This is a genomic window from Brachyspira hampsonii 30446, from assembly GCF_000316195.1.
Classification (GTDB): Bacteria; Spirochaetota; Brachyspiria; order Brachyspirales; family Brachyspiraceae; genus Brachyspira; species Brachyspira hampsonii_C.
In genome coordinates this window covers 1,263,535-1,279,636 of the sequence record NZ_JH994111.1, presented here as the reverse complement: position 1 = coordinate 1,279,636, position 16,102 = coordinate 1,263,535, and the positions used below count along the sequence as shown (strand labels likewise).

At 27.0% G+C, this 16,102-nt stretch carries 14 protein-coding genes; 6 read left to right on the top strand and 8 right to left on the bottom strand.

Annotation, left to right across the window (positions count from 1 at the left end; translation table 11 throughout):
- The first annotated feature begins 67 nt into the window (after positions 1–67).
- Positions 68–199, top strand: a complete 132-nt coding sequence (locus A966_RS14030; protein ID WP_256093396.1) for a hypothetical protein — start codon at positions 68–70, stop codon at positions 197–199.
- Positions 200–259: 60 nt separating this feature from the next.
- A complete protein-coding gene (locus A966_RS14025) occupies positions 260–424 on the top strand; it encodes an ankyrin repeat domain-containing protein (RefSeq protein ID WP_232817768.1) in 165 nt (54 codons plus the stop codon).
- A gap of 434 nt (positions 425–858) precedes the next feature.
- Here A966_RS14025 and A966_RS10265 read toward each other — a convergent pair whose 3' ends face one another.
- Both A966_RS10265 and A966_RS10260 read right to left on the bottom strand, forming a co-directional pair.
- Positions 859–2,133 (bottom strand): lipopolysaccharide biosynthesis protein, encoded by a 1,275-nt coding sequence (locus A966_RS10265; RefSeq protein WP_008725267.1) that lies wholly within the window; start codon positions 2,131–2,133, stop codon positions 859–861.
- A gap of 31 nt (positions 2,134–2,164) precedes the next feature.
- Complete coding sequence (locus A966_RS10260; RefSeq protein ID WP_008725266.1) at positions 2,165–3,793, bottom strand: GldG family protein; 1,629 nt, start codon at positions 3,791–3,793, stop codon at positions 2,165–2,167.
- Between the two features lie 228 nt (positions 3,794–4,021).
- On the opposite strand from A966_RS10260, the gene dxr reads away from it, so the two are divergent.
- The 3 genes from dxr to A966_RS10245 all read left to right on the top strand — a co-directional run bounded on the left by dxr (position 4,022) and on the right by A966_RS10245 (position 7,539).
- Positions 4,022–5,176 carry a 1-deoxy-D-xylulose-5-phosphate reductoisomerase gene (gene dxr / locus A966_RS10255; RefSeq protein WP_008725265.1) on the top strand — a complete coding sequence of 385 codons (1,155 nt, stop codon included), beginning with the start codon at positions 4,022–4,024 and terminating at the stop codon, positions 5,174–5,176.
- A 113-nt stretch (positions 5,177–5,289) separates the two neighbouring features.
- Entirely contained in the window at positions 5,290–7,026 is a 1,737-nt protein-coding gene (locus A966_RS10250; RefSeq protein WP_008725262.1) for a proline--tRNA ligase, read from the top strand.
- Between the two features lie 72 nt (positions 7,027–7,098).
- Positions 7,099–7,539, top strand: a complete 441-nt coding sequence (locus A966_RS10245) for a GNAT family N-acetyltransferase (RefSeq protein ID WP_008725259.1) — start codon at positions 7,099–7,101, stop codon at positions 7,537–7,539.
- Between the two features lie 20 nt (positions 7,540–7,559).
- On the opposite strand, the gene A966_RS10240 is transcribed toward A966_RS10245, so the two are convergent.
- The 6 genes from A966_RS10240 to A966_RS10215 all read right to left on the bottom strand — a co-directional run bounded on the left by A966_RS10240 (position 7,560) and on the right by A966_RS10215 (position 15,052).
- The gene (locus A966_RS10240) at positions 7,560–8,630 is read right to left on the bottom strand and encodes an LptF/LptG family permease (RefSeq protein WP_008725257.1); all 1,071 of its coding nucleotides are present in this window, start codon (positions 8,628–8,630) and stop codon (positions 7,560–7,562) included.
- Positions 8,631–8,634: 4 nt separating this feature from the next.
- Positions 8,635–9,516: a DUF2225 domain-containing protein gene (locus A966_RS10235; protein WP_008725256.1), complete on the bottom strand. Its 882-nt coding sequence runs from the start codon at positions 9,514–9,516 to the stop codon at positions 8,635–8,637.
- A gap of 67 nt (positions 9,517–9,583) precedes the next feature.
- Positions 9,584–10,717, bottom strand: a complete 1,134-nt coding sequence (locus tag A966_RS10230) for a hypothetical protein (protein WP_008725254.1) — start codon at positions 10,715–10,717, stop codon at positions 9,584–9,586.
- Positions 10,692–12,227: an NTP transferase domain-containing protein gene (locus A966_RS10225; RefSeq protein WP_008725252.1), complete on the bottom strand. Its 1,536-nt coding sequence runs from the start codon at positions 12,225–12,227 to the stop codon at positions 10,692–10,694. The genes A966_RS10230 and A966_RS10225 overlap by 26 nt, the downstream gene beginning before the upstream one ends.
- A gap of 22 nt (positions 12,228–12,249) precedes the next feature.
- A complete protein-coding gene (locus tag A966_RS10220) occupies positions 12,250–12,795 on the bottom strand; it encodes a hypothetical protein (RefSeq protein WP_008725250.1) in 546 nt (181 codons plus the stop codon).
- Positions 12,796–13,654: 859 nt separating this feature from the next.
- The gene (locus A966_RS10215; protein WP_008725249.1) at positions 13,655–15,052 is read right to left on the bottom strand and encodes an MATE family efflux transporter; all 1,398 of its coding nucleotides are present in this window, start codon (positions 15,050–15,052) and stop codon (positions 13,655–13,657) included.
- Positions 15,053–15,178: 126 nt separating this feature from the next.
- Here A966_RS10215 and A966_RS10210 point away from each other — a divergent pair, with 126 nt between their 5' ends.
- A complete protein-coding gene (locus A966_RS10210) occupies positions 15,179–16,102 on the top strand; it encodes a methylenetetrahydrofolate reductase (protein ID WP_008725247.1) in 924 nt (307 codons plus the stop codon).

Below are 16,102 nucleotides of genomic sequence, written 5' to 3'. Positions count from 1 at the left end.
TATTTATATTTACAAAATAATATAATTAATGTATCATATATAAAATATTTTTATTAAAGAGGTTTATATGAAAAAAATTGTATTAATGGTAGTACTGTATACTTTATTTAGTTTTAATGCTTTATATTCTGGAAAAGCTGAAAATGCAGCACAATTATTATCGTATATAGTAGCTGGTGATACTGAAGTGGTTTTATAGCTTATAAATGATAAAAAAGTTGATATAAGTGCCAGAATAGAAGATGGTCTAACCCCATTAATGTTTTATATCATTTATAAACAAGATGAAATATCTAAAATACTCATAGAAAAATGTGCTAATATCAATGTAAAAGACAAGTCTGGATTTACCGCTCTAATACATTCTATAATGTATAATAGAGCAGAAATATCCAAAATCTTTATAGAAAAAAAGCTGATGTAAATACCAAAATATCATTAAATGAAAATGGAGTATAATTGATAGAAGCTGGAACCGATCTTAATGCTAAAGATAAAGATGGAAACACAGCATTATATTAGACTTGTTTCAAAACTAATTTTTTATAATTTTGTGGGGACTAGCCCCCACACCCCCACTTCTTTTGGTGACCCAGGCACAGCCCGCCTGCGGCGAGAAGCAAAAAGACTGCATATTTATATACTAAGACTATATTTTATACAACATGTAAAACATTATTTTTATAATTGATAAATTATAAAAATTTAATATACAATCTTGTCAAGTAGTTTTGAAACAAGTCTATTATGCAATAACTAAAAATAACAGTAAAATAACTAAGTTGATTTATGAAAAAGGCGGTAGATTCTAAAAATAATTTTTATAACTAACTTTATAATATTTTTTAATTACTATTTTTATTTTTCATTAGTTCCTAATATTATTCTATGTATTAATATGATTAGAATATTGTATATAAGCAAAGCTATAAAAAATATTTTCATTATTAACATGAAATTTTCAAAAGTTCTAAGCCCATTTCTTAATGAAAAATATACATAAGCAAATATAATTAAGTATCCGTAAAATGGGGTAAATAATTTATAAGCAAGCCCATAGTTAAATGCAATGACTGTAAAGCCTAAAGAAAATCCAAAAATTACTGCCTGAGGAATCAATGGAATAATAGCTTCATATCTGTTTGTAAATTGTATTAATACTATTTGTTTTGCAAATACAATTAAAAACGCTGACAGACAAATAGAAGCAAATATAAAAAGTGCAATAGAATAATAGAGTATTTTTGTTTCTTTGTTTTTATTATTATCTTTTTTGGCTATTAAAATATAAGAAAACATAACTGAAGCTATTGGAGTTCCTATATAAAAAAACATTTTTATTATTAATGATATAGTAGAGTAGTATCCTGCACTTGTTTTATCTAAATATCTATTAGCCATTAACACATCGCTTAATGATATCCAATTAAATATAAAATTTATTATAGCTATATGAATTATATAACTAAAGAATATATAAATTTTTTGCTTTGAGAAATATGTTTTTATTTTATTTAATATTGTAAAGTAGGGGAGATTAAGTTTTTTTAATTCTATTATATTTATAATAAAATATAGTAAAGCAAATGCTGTTACAGTGATAACTGCTTTTTCTAAAGTAAGACCTGTTATGATGAAATAAACTAGTAAAACTATTTTTGATATGAATGCTGCTATTAGATTTGCAGTATAATCATAGCCTATATAATTATTAATTCTTAATATAGATTGAGAAACTATAAATAGTATAGTAGCAAATATTGCAATAGACATAATTAAAAGAGAGCTATAACTATTTATATTAAAAAGTATATTAATTAATGGTATAGATAATATATAAAGAACAGATATTATAATTGCAATAGTGTATCCGTAAGCCCAATAAGTATATGCATCTTCATCATCTTTATAATTATGCATTATATAATAACTAAAGCTTGAAACTGTTAAAACTATTATAGAATATATATTTGTAATACCATTATAATGAGCAAAATCCGATATTGATAAACTTCTATTGACATATATTGAAGATACATAATTTAATACACTTGCAATACCGTTTATTAATACTAATAAAGCATAGTTAATATAATATGAATATTTTTTGTATAATATTTTTATTTTGTTCATATTATATTAACTTTCATTGTATATAATTTTTTTATCTTCTTCTTAGGAACCATATTAATATGCCTAATATACCAAATAAGCAAGGCAAACCTATTTGAGCAACATATCTTATAAAATTAGTTTGAGTAGTAGTAAGAGTAAGATTTTTTATGCTTGCTTCTTTTGGTCTTATAGTAATTTTCTGTCTGGCTTCCAAAAGATATGCAACAGTATTCATAAATAAATCTTTATTTCCAGCAAATGCTATGTCCACAGACTGACCTTGTTCCGGATTAATATATGCATTCAAAGCAAATGTAGCATCACCGAAAACAACTATTCTTGCCGGTTCTTTTCTGCCCTCTATTTCATAAGTACCGCTTATAGCCAAAGGCACAGGACCTTGTATATCCGTTCTAGGATTGAATCTTGCTCTTGATAAATCAAAAGTAGCTTCTTCTTTTCCATATCCCTGAGGTGTAGTTGTAATTATATCTTCAAAGCTGCCGTTATATTTATTTTCTCCGCTTAATATGCTTCTTGCAACAACTAAGCATGCAAATACATTTCCTTCTTTTAATGTTTGAGTAATAGGGTGTGAAGTATATTGAGGTACTATATTAACAGGTATAACAACACTTGAAGCAGTATCTATTATATAATCATTTTTAGTTTTAAATCCCCAATCAGATAAGAAAGTACCCAAATTGCAATTAAATTTACTTCTATCCATAAAGCTGTCATATAAAACAAGAAGTTTTCCTCCTGTTTTTACATAATTATTTAATTTATCTATTTCAAAATCACTGAATGTTTCAACCGGTGCCGCTATTACTATTAATGATGCATCTGTAGGAATATTTTCAAGTATAATATTCAATTCTTTTACTTTATAATTTTCATTTTCTAAATAAGTTTTTACATAAGACAAACCTTCTCCGCCTCTGTCTTGTATTTGTCTTTCTCCATGCCCTACTGTGAAGTATACTGTATAAGATTCTGTATCAAGTAAAGTATATATTGCCTGAGTAAATTTTTCTTCTCCTACAAATAGAGGATCTGAAGTTACTTTAGACTGAGTTGTTAAATCTTTTCTATATACCCTAACTTGTTTACCTTGTCCGTAAGTAAATACTATTTCTCCAACCTGAGTCATTTGATATTTACTTTTAGCAGAAGGTTTTTCTATAGGGTTAATATATTCTACGGATATATGTTTATTTATTCTTTTATATTGCTCTAATAATAAATCAGCTCTCCAATCTGCTGATGTAGGATCAGTACTAGGTGCTCTAAGTACAACTATAGAAAGAGGACTGTCTATTCTAGATAATACATCAGTAGTCTGCTGAGATACTGTATATGATTTATTTTGTGTCAAGTCAAATCTTATAGGGAAATTTATACTTATGATGTATAGACCTACAAGTATAGCAAGAATTATTATTAATGATAATATACCGAAAAAAGCTTTATGTACAAACCGCATCTTCAAAAAAGATACTATTTGTTTTCTATCTACTATTAATGTAATAATTGTTATAACAGCAGATATTGCAAGTACAATCCAAAAAACTGTAGTAGGTCTTTGAGTTACTGCATAAAAGAAAATCCAAGCAAAAAATAATAATACCCATGAAGCTAATGTAGCTATTTTTAAATTAAATTTCTTATTTGACATTTAGTAAAAATCCGTTATTTTTAAAATTTTAAATTAATTTGAATAAGTATTATATATAAATAACGATAAATTTCAATAGTTATGTTTAGTTATGCTTATTCCGAAATATTATCGGCTATTAAAAAAAATACATAAAACAATATTTTTAATTTATATCTATTTATTAATTTATGATTTTGATATATTATATTTTAATTAAAAAAATATTTGGGAGCATTTAGAAGTAATATGAAAAAAAGAATTCTTTTGTTAGGAGCCACAGGTTCTATTGGTACTAATACTTGCTCAGTTGTGAGGGAGTTTAATAATGACTTTGAAATAGTAGGAATGTCTGCAAACAGTAAAATAGATATATTGAGAACATTATGCGAAGAGTTTAAGCCTAAAACTGTAAATATAGCTGATAAGAATGCAGAAAATATTTTTAAAGATTATGACTTAGCAAAAAATATAAATATTCATGAAGGAACTATTGCTGATTTTGTAAAGCATACTGATTTTGATATATTAGTTAATGCTCTAACCGGATATGCAGGATTTCTACCTACAGTGGAGGCTATAAAAAAAGGTAAAACAATCGCATTAGCCAATAAAGAAACATTAGTTGTAGGCGGAGATATAATAAACCAATTATTGAAAGAGCATAATGCAAAATTAATACCAATAGACAGCGAGCATTCTGCAATATTTCAAATGTTAAGGCATTTTCCTAAGGAATCTCTTTCAAAAGTTATAATAACAGCATCAGGCGGTCCTTTCTTTAGAACTCCAAAAGAAGAGTTAAAAAATGTAACAGTTGAAATGGCTTTAAAACACCCCACTTGGGCTATGGGAAGTAAAATAACTATAGACAGTGCCACTATGATAAATAAGGGCTTTGAAGTGATAGAGGCACATCATTTATTTAATTTGGATTATGATAAAATAGAAACCATTATTCACCCGCAAAGTTTAATACATTCTATGATAGAAATGAATGACGGGGAAATTTATGCTCAAATTGGTAAAAATGATATGCGTCTTCCGATACAGCATGCATTAACTTATCCTGAAATTAGAAATACTCCTTTTGAAAAATTAAGATTATATGAACATTCAGAAATAAATTTTTATAAAATGGACTTTGATAAATTTGTAATGCTTAGACTAGCTTATGAATGCGGAAAGAAAGGAGGACTTTATCCTTGCGTTTTAAATGCTGCTAATGAAGTATGTGTATATTCATTTTTGCAAAAGAAAATTCGTTTTACTGATATATTTAATATAGTATCAAAGGTATGCGAAATAAAAATAAATGTTCCAGCAACAATAGATAATATTATAAATATGGACAGTGAAATAAGAAAAGAAACGGCTTGGATGATTAACTCTATTTCAAAATAAGAATTATTAGAAAGTACAATATTTATAACTATATGATATTATTAAGTTATTATATAGTTGATAATTTTAATCTTATAATATATGATTATCAAAAAATTATTTAAGGAAATATTATGCGTTTATCGAAACTATTTATGCCTACATTAAAAGAAGCACCAAGTGATGCAATAATAGCTTCAAACAAATTAATGTTAAGGGCAGCACTTGCAAGAAAAATATCAAATGGTCTTTATTCATATCTTCCTTTGGGAGTGAGAGTATTAAATAAGATATCTAATATAATACGGGAAGAAATGGATGCTATAGGCTCTAATGAATGCATAATGCCGATACTAGTTTCTAAAGAATTATTAACACCTTCTGGAAGATGGGAAAGATTTAAAAAAGAATTATTCAGATTAAAAGATAGAAATAATGCTGACATGGCTATGGGACCTACACATGAAGAGGCTTTCACTATAACAGCACAGAATGAAATACAATCATACAAGGATTTACCTTTAACTTTATATCAAATACATACAAAATTCAGAGATGAGATAAGACCAAGATTCGGAGTTATAAGATCTAAAGAGTTTATAATGAAAGATGCTTATTCATTTCATATAACTAAAGAAAGTCTGGATAAAACCTATAATGATATGAGCAAAGCATACACAAAAATTTTTAAAAGAATGGGACTTGATACAGTAAGTGTAAAAGCAGACAGCGGAGCTATGGGAGGAGAAGGAAGCGAAGAGTTTATGGTATTAAGTGAAGTAGGTGAGGAAACTATAATTTTCTGTTCTAAATGCGGATACAGGGCTAATGTTGAAAAAGCTAATGTAAAAGAAGATGAAAAAGTTAAATTTTATACTGATAAACCATTAGAGGAAGTAAATACTCCAGATATAAAAACTATAAATGACTTGGAAAAGTTTTTTAATACTTCTTCAAAAAATTTTATAAAAAGTATAATTTATAAAACAGAAGAAGGAGAAATTATACTAGTTGCCATTAGAGGAGATTTAGAAATAAATGAAACTAAACTTTCTAATGCATTAGGGGGACTTGATATAGAACTTGCTGATGAAGATACTGTAAAAGAAGTTACAGGAGCTAGAGTTGGTTTTGCTTCTCCTATAGGATTAAAAAAGAAAATAAGAATATTTGCCGACTATTCTATAAAATCAGTATCTGATGCAATAGTCGGAGGTAATAAAGATGATACTCATATAAAAAATGTTAATATACAAAGAGATTTTAATATTGATGTATGGGGTGATTTTAGAACTGCAAAAGAGGGTGATAAATGTCCTGAGTGCGGAGAGACTTTATATCAGAAAAAAGGATTAGAATTAGGACATATTTTTAAACTAGGCGATAAATATACTGAAGCCTTTAATTTTAAGGTATTAGATGAAAACAATAAAGAAATTACTCCTATAATGGGATGTTACGGAATAGGTGTCAATAGGGCTTTGGCTTCTGTTATTGAACAAAATTATGATGATAAGGGGATAATATTTCCTATAAGTGTTGCTCCTTATGAGGCTATAGTTGTTGCTATAGATAAAGAGGGAGAAGAATCATTCAAAAAAGCAGAAGAAATTTATAATGCTCTTAATGATATTAAAATAGAAACTATGTTTGATGACAGAAAAGAAAGACTAGGAGTTAAACTTAATGACTGCGATTTAATAGGTATTCCTATGAGAATAATAGTTGGTAAAAAATCACTTCAAAGAGGTGTAGTTGAATTCAAACTTAGAAAATCACAAGAAAGTATTGAAGTTAAAGTTGATGAAATAATTGAATATGTAAAAACAAAAAAACAAGAATTATTCAATGAGATAAACAGTAAATTATAATGAAATTCAATTATGAATAAATGAATAGGGAAGTTATTATAAACTTTCTTATTCATTATTTTTTTTATTAATATGGAAAATATAGAAATTGTAAATGATATTGATAATAATATAATTAATTCAATTCTCCTTATATCTTCAAAAAGTGAATATATAAACTTATCAGAAAATAATTTAAAACAGTATATAGAAGATAAATATCATAATGTTATAATTATAAAAAATAATAATGAAATAAAAGGTTTTTTAATTTATTTTTTGCTTGCACCAGAAATAGATATAATATTTATAGCAGTTTATCCAAATAATAAAGGATATGGCAGCAAATTATTATCATATCTATTTGATGATGCAAAGACGAATAATGTAAATAGTATCAAACTAGATTTACATGAAAATAATATAATAGCTAAAAACTTCTATATAAAAAATGGTTTTAAAAAAATAGCTTTGAGAAAAAAATATTATGATAATAAATTTAATGCTTTAATTATGGAAAAAGAATTAAATTAATTTTTTAATGAAATATAGAATTAGTGGAATTTCTTAAATGCCAATATACAAAGTACAGCAAATATGATATTAGGCATCCAAGCTGCAATAAAAGGATTCATATTTCCAGCTTCCCCCATAGATCTAAATACCATAAGTATTGAATAATACATTAAAGCAACAATTATAACCATTACCAAACTTATAACTAGTACACTTTGAGTAGAAAACTTAGAAAATAATGAAGCAAGTAAAACAATAATAAAGCCTGAAAAACAATATGATATTCTATAATGCAAATCTGTTTCTAATCTGGAAGTATTCATATTAATTTCTTTTTGTAATTTTATAATACGAGCTTCTTCAGTTAAACTCATAGAATCTAAAAGAGGTCTTCCATAAAAATGTTCCGGTCTTTCTAAAACTTCTAAAGGATAATTATTTATTTTTTCTACTTTTATTTCTTTATTTTCACTGAATGTGGTTAATATACCATCCAAAACATACCATTTTCTATCTCCATTATTCCATTGTATATGAGGACTTGATATTCTAAATCTAATGCCTCCGTCATCATTCAATTTTATTACAATAGTATTTTTCATATATTGTTCATTATAAAAATAAGTTTCTATAAAATATAAATAATTATTTCCGCCGAAAAGTTCCCAAGGACCGCTTTTAGTTGCTTGTCCATAACCATTTATAGTATCATTTGCTATAAAAGCTTTTTTGTTTGATGGAGCTGCTACAAACTGCCAAAAAAATACTAAAAATAGACATAGACCTATTACAATAACAAATACAGGCATAGAAAATTTAAATAAACTTATTCCAGAATTTTCAATAGCAAGCATTTCTTTATTTTTTACAAAAGTACCAAGTACATAAGTAGATGAAAACATTAATGCCACTGGAAATATATAATATATATTATGAGGAATCCTTAGTACATGATACATAATAATATATCTTAATAACTCTGGGTGCTGAACATAATGTGATAATTTACCGCTTAATTCAGCTATTGTAACTAATACGACAAACAGCAGCAAAGAACCAAAAAAGAAAGATAGAAATTCTTTTAATAAATAAGCATTTAATTTCTTCATTATGTTAACTTACATCTATGCCATATTCTTCATGAATTTGATTTAATTCTTCAGTTATAGCGACATGAAGCTCTTTTATTTTTTCAAGCAAAGCAGAAGGTTTTGACTTACTGCTTTTTCCAGATCCGAATATCTTACTTATTTTTCTCTTAGCCTGTACAAGAGTTTCAGCTTTAACTTTAGGATCTGGTATAAATTTAGAAGCATCCATTCCAAGCAATGCTCCCATATAAAGCATACCTTCATATCCGAAATTATTATCTATATCAGGACCAAATGATTTTATTTTCTCAAAATTTTCCTTACCATTTTGCATACATTCTATTGCAGATGAATATAATTCGCTTGCTTTATATTGAAAGAAAGGAATAAGTCTGTCATAATTTTCATCAGGATATATGTTTGCCAAATCTTCCAAAGTCCAGCTTAATCTCAAAGAACATAAAGCCTTTTTTAAAGTAGGAGCACTGTCTTTTCCAATATAACGATATCCGTCTAAAGCTAAAAAATAACTAGCGGCACCTTCTAAAAGTGTTCTATTTTTTGTAAAATCTATACTATTTCCAAAAAATTCTTTCATATATGAAGCTCTTTGCCTTGAAGTGTCTGCAGCTTCATCTATTTTTTTATGATCTATTAAATTAAAATCTTCCTGAAAAGCAGCATATAAACAATGCGGACATACTACTACAACATATATTAAAGGATAAACTGTACCATATTTTTTACTTTTTTCATAAGTTCTTCTTAAGTCATTCCTTAATTTGCCGGCAATAAGTCTTCCTCCGCCTGTAAGAAGCATTTCATGATAAAATTCTCCATTACATACAGGACATGTTCTTGGGTTTTTCTCTATAAACGATACTTTTGGTTGTTCATCACTCATAAAAAATCCTAATATATACTTATTTTTATAACATTTATAATATAAAAATGTTAAATCAATTATCGGTTTATTTTAATTTTTCAATATCACTTATATTAATCTTTGTAATTCTAAGTTCATTAAATATATCATTATAATATAATATATAAAAATATGGATATTGTGCTGACTTCAATCTTATATTACCTATACTTGTTCCTAAAACTGATAAATCTATCACTCTATTATCTATAAATAAGTATTTATTTCTATTCTCTTTTGTGTATAAAACCATTATTTGTGAAGCATAATCCAATGTGGAATCTAATGAAATTATATTTTCATCTTCAGAAACTATTATTCCATTAGTAAATACTCCGTCATAAAATCTGGTATAATTAATAGTATTAGGATTATCTTTTGTAAGATAAACTATATTAAATCTATTATGCTCTTCATGAGAAACAGAATAAATACTAGAATTAGTTACTATTGCCATATCATCAAAAAATTGAAAAGCTGTATTAGTTTTCCTAGAACCATATAATATATTACCTGTCTCATATTCATGCATATAAAGAGCATATCCGTCTTTTTCAGCAACAGGATAAACACTATCTACTATTTTGTTAGTATAAATAAAATCCGAAAAGAAATTATCTCTATAAAACCTAGATACAGATAATATACCTCTATTATCTACAAAAAATAATGTAGGATAATTGAATGCCGACATGACTAGTTTTAAATCATTGATCTTTCTATTTTGTCTTATATCCATAGTATAATTATTGAAAGTGCCGGAATTATTATTAGCATATAATATTTTATTTGCTTTATTATATGATACATGTACATTTCTATTGTTTAATGCTATACTTATAAAATTACCAAGTTCTCTATTATTATCTAATATAGTTCTTGTAAAATTACCGTCTTTTCCTGTAACATATACCGCTGTATTTAGAATATTATCATAATATGCAAAATGCACATTGTTATGTCCATCTATAAATAATTCGCTGATATAAGGTTCTTCCCTTAAAGATGCTACAGACCAAGTATATAAAGATTCAAAACCGCTCATTCTTACATAATGCTCTGTAAGAGGAGGAGCATCTTTTTTTATTTCTTTTTGATATTGTGCATTTAAACTTGTAAATAATATTATAAAAATAATTAATACAATAAATGCACTATTTCTTTTTAGATTTTTTAACATCTTCTATTTTACTTACAGCTTCAATTCCTTCTTCTTTAGGTCTTATAAATCTGCATTTTATAACATTTCCTTTATCGTCAAGTAATGCTTTTATATGAGAATAATAGAATATACAATGTTCTATATATGCATTATCATCAACAATAGAACCGTAAAGATAACTAACACCTTTAATAAGAACATTAGAGCCTATATTCACAGGGTGATTATCGCTTCCTGTAACATTAACCCCTCTCTCCAATGTGGTATTCTTTCCAATATATACATTACCCTTAATCTGATTGCCTGAATATATTTTAACATTATCATCTAATATAAGTCTCTGATTTTCCAAACATGATAAAAGAACATTATCTCCAATGTATGCATTTTCACCTAAATGAACATTTCCCTCTATTTTAGCACCATGTGATATAGTAACCCCATAATTAAGTGTAACATTCTTTCCTATATAAGCACCTTTTCCTATATATATATCTAAAGGTTTTTCATCTTTATCTCTCTCAAGTATCTGTTCTACTACCGTATCATCTATAAAAAAGTCCTCTCCGTCATATATAGTGATTATATTTTTAAGTTTATTATAAACATTAGATCTGGCTATTGATTCCATCTCTTTAAGAACAGTTTTATCATTAAATCCTAAAACGACTCTGCTGTCTTTAGGCATATAGGTAGATATAGACAAATTATTATTTACAAAAATCTCTATTAAATCGGTAAGATATAATTCATTTTGTGCATTATTAGATTCTAATTTTTGTATAAGCTCTTCTAAAGGCTTCATTTTAAATCCGTAAATGCCGGCAACATATTCATTAAAATTATCTAATAGTTCATCTTTCTCATAAGAGAATTTTTCATCTTTATAAACTTTATAAAGCTTTTCATCATCACTCATCGCAAGTATATCTTTATATTCAATAACTCCTATAACATTGCCTTGAGAACCTTGTCTGTATTTACTTTTTTTACCATCGTATGTAAGACCTCTGCTTCTAAGTATTCTTCCATAATAGTTGCTTCCCTTAGGTCCGTCATACTTGGCAGTCATAACTATCATATCAGTTTTAGATTTCAAAAATTCTTCATGGAATTCCTTCATAGTTTCAGAGTCAATAAGTCCCATATCAGCATATATAACATAACAGTATTTTATATTTTTTAAATCACTCTTATCAAGTCCAACTTTTACAGCATGTCCTGTACCTCTTTGCTCTTCCTGATAAGCAAAATTTGTATTAGCCTGCTTTCCAACAGCATTAGCAACATCAAGAGCTTTTATTCCAACAACTATTGTGATATTACTCTTAGGCATACCATTTTTTACAGCAAGTCTAACTCTTTCTATACTAGGAATTCCCCATATAGTATGAAGCATCTTAGAGGTAGAGCTTCTTATTCTTTTACCATGACCAGCAGCTAAGATTATCACCAATGTGTCATTTTTTGAAAACTTAGATGATAATGAAGCAAGAGCATTCTCAATTTCAACCACATTTTTTTCCATAGGTAACTCCTAATTATAATATTTATTTTTTATTTTGTTTATTTGTATATATTTGTTCAAATACAGGTTTTTTTATATTGGCACTTTTAGAGTAGAAATCGGAATTTACAGTTTTATTATTAACTTGCGGATTATTACTTTTAGAATCTATATTTTCTTTTGCTTTTAAAATATCTTCTAAAGTATTTTTTTTATAATTATTTGCAAGAGCTGCATTTTTACTATCTAATTCTAATTTATCATTTTTTTTATTAGAAGAATTGAAAGTTTCATCTTCTTTCAGCCATTTTCTAAGCACTTTAGCCACAGATTCTGCCAATTTATCTAACTTCTGTTTAGCTCTTACATTTCCTCCAAGATTAGAGTCTTCTTTCATGATGAATTTATAAAGCTGCATAGCCTTTATTATATTTTTTTTCTCAAAATTATAATAATCAGCGACTTTTTCTATGCCTCCATAATAAGAAGCTGTAAGATAACATCTGTAAGCACCTTCTATATCTTTCTGATTAAAAAGCTCATTACCTTTTCTAACTAAAGCACTTCTTGTAGAATCTTTTATTTCCATGTTCTCCATTATATACCTATAATAGAAAACTGCAAGTATTAATTTAATAAATATATTATGTTAAATGAAGTTATATTTTATATTTATACAAAGTATGATGAATATTATTGAAATTATTTTTCATTGAAGTTTTATGTTACATACATAAATATTTTTTGAATATAATTTTTTATTGAATATAAAGTAAGCATTATACAGCCATATATCAAAAATAACAAAAGAAATCCCGCTTTCCTATATCGCTAATAAAAAAATCTCGCTTTAAGGTGCTGACAACTGAAGTTATCAGCGGCTCGATTTTTTTACAGCCAAGACAAAGTCTTGAGTAGGGTATCGAGACAGAAAAACAATAGGTTGTTCTTTTGATGAATCCCGCTTTCCTACATTGAGTAGGGTATCGAGACTTTATCTAGTATATACCATAATGAAAGAAATCCCGCTTTCCTACATTACCGAAGGTACGCAGAGCGTAGTAGGGTATCGAGACCTTTAAATTTATTCTTGTATAGCGATATAAATCCCGCTTTCCTATATTACCGAAGGTACGCACAGCGCGAGTAGGGTATCGAGACTGGCTTTTTTGAGCCTTTATATTCTTTTCACATTAATATGTAAGTTACATAAAACTGTCAAAGAACAATAACTAATATAATATATTTTATATTTTTTTGCAATACATAAAATATATTTTTTTATTAATAATTAAATAATATTTCTATACATAATAATTTATTATTATGTAATTCCTCTTTTTTGTATAAAATTATCACACTTTAAAATCATATTTTTTTTAAAATTTTTCATTTTTACATATCAAATACTTTGATTTTTACCTTTTTTTTATTTTTTTTATTATAAACTATAAACTTTTTTCACTTTGTAATTCATATTTCATTTCTCTTATTATACTGTATCCAAGAGGTATTGCCAATATGAATGTAAGTAAATCGGAAAATGGCTGAGCTATTTCTATTCCGATTAAGCCAAAAAATTTAGGAAATATATAGATAATAGGTATAAAAAATATTCCCTGCTTAGCTACAGCCAATATAGAAGCTCTTATAGTTTTTCTAGTTGTTTGAAGCATCATACTAGATAATGTTATAAATCCCCATAAAGGAAGACTAAACGCCTGATAACGAAGTGCTCTGTATGCTGTTTCAAGTAATACATCATCTTTATCATTAAATAAATGTACAATTTGTGCTGAATTAATAAATATTATAAATGCAAGTACAAAAAGAACAAGAGTTGATATTTTTACACAGAAATAAAAAGCCTTTATAACTCTGTCATATTTTTTAGCTCCATAATTAAATCCGCATACAGGCTGAAACCCCTGACCAAAACCTATAATAGCAGAATTAGCAAACATAGCAATCCTATTAACTATAGACATAGCAGCAATGGCAGCATCTCCAAAGGCTGAAGCTGATGTATTTAAAAATGCAGTTGAAAAACTTGATATACTCTGTCTGCAAAGGCTTGGAAGTCCGCCTACTATAATCGCCTTATATTTTTGAAGGCTAGGGGAGAAATCTTTTAATTTTATAGGCAAAGTACCCCATACATTAGTACCTATTAAAAGTATACAGAAACCCACAAACTGACTTATTATAGTACCAATAGCTGCACCTTTTACCCCCATAGAAAAATGAAATATTAAAATAGGATCTAATATTATATTTAAAATCGCACCTGTTATCAAACCTATCATAGCAAACAAAGCATTACCCTGAAGTCTTAATTGATTATTAAGAACTAAAGAGGCTGTCATATAAGGAGCACCTATAAGAATATATTTCATATAGCTTATAGAATATGGAAGTATAGTTTCTGTAGATCCTAATAAATATGCTAAAGGCTTAATAAATATTATGCCAAATATTAGTATCATAAACCCTACTATCATAGCAGATAAAAAGCCTGTTGCCGCCATCTTTGAAGCCTCATCTGTTTCTTTAGCACCTAATTTTATAGATATATAATTGCCTGAACCATGTCCGAAAAAAAATCCTATAGCCTGTATTATTGCCATCATTGAAAATACTATTCCGACAGCTGCAGTTGACTGAGTGTTAACCTTACTCACGAAAAAAGTATCTGCCATATTATAAAATGATGTTGTAAGCATACTCATAATTGTAGGTATACCCATTTTTATAACTAAAAATTCAATTTTTGATTCTGTTAATTCTTTAAATTTTTTGTTTTGTCTTTCAGATTCTTTTGATGCCTCATCATCACATGCATTCATAATATGTCCTAAAAATTATAATTTTTAATAATATATAACTTTTTTATATTATTTCAATATGATTTTTTTATTTGACTTTTTTTGTTTTTCTAGTAGGATATTAACATAATATTTAGGATATATATGATGAGTAATAATGTAGAAAACTTTATAAAAAAGCTAGAAAACAAAGATGAATACACATTCACATTAGAAATATCACCTCAGGCAAAATATGATTTAGGGTACATAGAAGAAAAAATAAATAAGGCAGACATATCAAATTATATAGATGCATTTGTTGTAACAGATTCACCATTTGCTAATTTAAAAATATCTTCAATACTAGCAGCATTGCAATTACAGCAAAGATTAAATAATAATAAACCATTCATAACAACTCAAACTATGAGAGACAGAAACTCTATAGCTATACAAAATGATTTAATAGGTGCAAATTATTTTGATATAAGAATGGTACTTGCAGTTACGGGAGATGCTATAGCTAACGGCAATCAAAAACAGGCAAAAGCGGTATTTGAAGGTAATTCTCAATTATTAATAAATATAATAAAAGATTTAAATAAAGGAAAAAGTCTTGGAGAGTTTGCTTTTAAAGAGCCATTGAAACATATATATCCGTTTTGTGTAATAAATAGTTATGCTAAAAATAATGATACATTGAAATTAAGACTTGCTAAAAAAGCAAATTCAGGAGTTAAAGCTATATTTACTCAGCCTATATATGAAGCTGAAAGATTAGAACTTTTCTTAAAATGGATAGATGAACTTCCTCTAAAAGAAAAGCCTATACTAGTGCCAGGATTTTTTCCTGTACTTAGCTACAAAACTGCATATTTTATATATTATAAACTTGCTGGTGCTTATATACCAGAAATCTGGCTTAATAAATTAAAAGAGGCTAGTGATAAATCTCCTGAAGAAGAGAAAAAAGTTGCAGTAGAATTATCAGCTAACCTATTTAACAGCATGATTAAAAAACATAAAAAAATGCATATAATGAGTATGAATAATTATGATTTTGTTGTTGAGCTTCTTAAAAATATTTAA

Excerpts from the sequence above, each read along its gene's own strand:
- A966_RS14030 (WP_256093396.1), top strand. The coding sequence starts at position 68 with ATGAAAAAAATTGTATTAATGGTAGTACTGTATACTTTATTTAGTTTT.
- A966_RS14025 (WP_232817768.1), top strand. The coding sequence starts at position 260 with ATGTTTTATATCATTTATAAACAAGATGAAATATCTAAAATACTCATA.
- A966_RS10265 (WP_008725267.1), bottom strand. The coding sequence starts at position 2,133 with ATGAACAAAATAAAAATATTATACAAAAAATATTCATATTATATTAAC.
- A966_RS10260 (WP_008725266.1), bottom strand. The coding sequence starts at position 3,793 with ATGTCAAATAAGAAATTTAATTTAAAAATAGCTACATTAGCTTCATGG.
- dxr (WP_008725265.1), top strand. The coding sequence starts at position 4,022 with ATGAAAAAAAGAATTCTTTTGTTAGGAGCCACAGGTTCTATTGGTACT.
- A966_RS10250 (WP_008725262.1), top strand. The coding sequence starts at position 5,290 with ATGCGTTTATCGAAACTATTTATGCCTACATTAAAAGAAGCACCAAGT.
- A966_RS10245 (WP_008725259.1), top strand. The coding sequence starts at position 7,099 with ATGGAAAATATAGAAATTGTAAATGATATTGATAATAATATAATTAAT.
- A966_RS10240 (WP_008725257.1), bottom strand. The coding sequence starts at position 8,630 with ATGAAGAAATTAAATGCTTATTTATTAAAAGAATTTCTATCTTTCTTT.
- A966_RS10235 (WP_008725256.1), bottom strand. The coding sequence starts at position 9,516 with ATGAGTGATGAACAACCAAAAGTATCGTTTATAGAGAAAAACCCAAGA.
- A966_RS10230 (WP_008725254.1), bottom strand. The coding sequence starts at position 10,717 with ATGTTAAAAAATCTAAAAAGAAATAGTGCATTTATTGTATTAATTATT.
- A966_RS10225 (WP_008725252.1), bottom strand. The coding sequence starts at position 12,227 with ATGGAAAAAAATGTGGTTGAAATTGAGAATGCTCTTGCTTCATTATCA.
- A966_RS10220 (WP_008725250.1), bottom strand. The coding sequence starts at position 12,795 with ATGGAAATAAAAGATTCTACAAGAAGTGCTTTAGTTAGAAAAGGTAAT.
- A966_RS10215 (WP_008725249.1), bottom strand. The coding sequence starts at position 15,052 with ATGAATGCATGTGATGATGAGGCATCAAAAGAATCTGAAAGACAAAAC.
- A966_RS10210 (WP_008725247.1), top strand. The coding sequence starts at position 15,179 with ATGAGTAATAATGTAGAAAACTTTATAAAAAAGCTAGAAAACAAAGAT.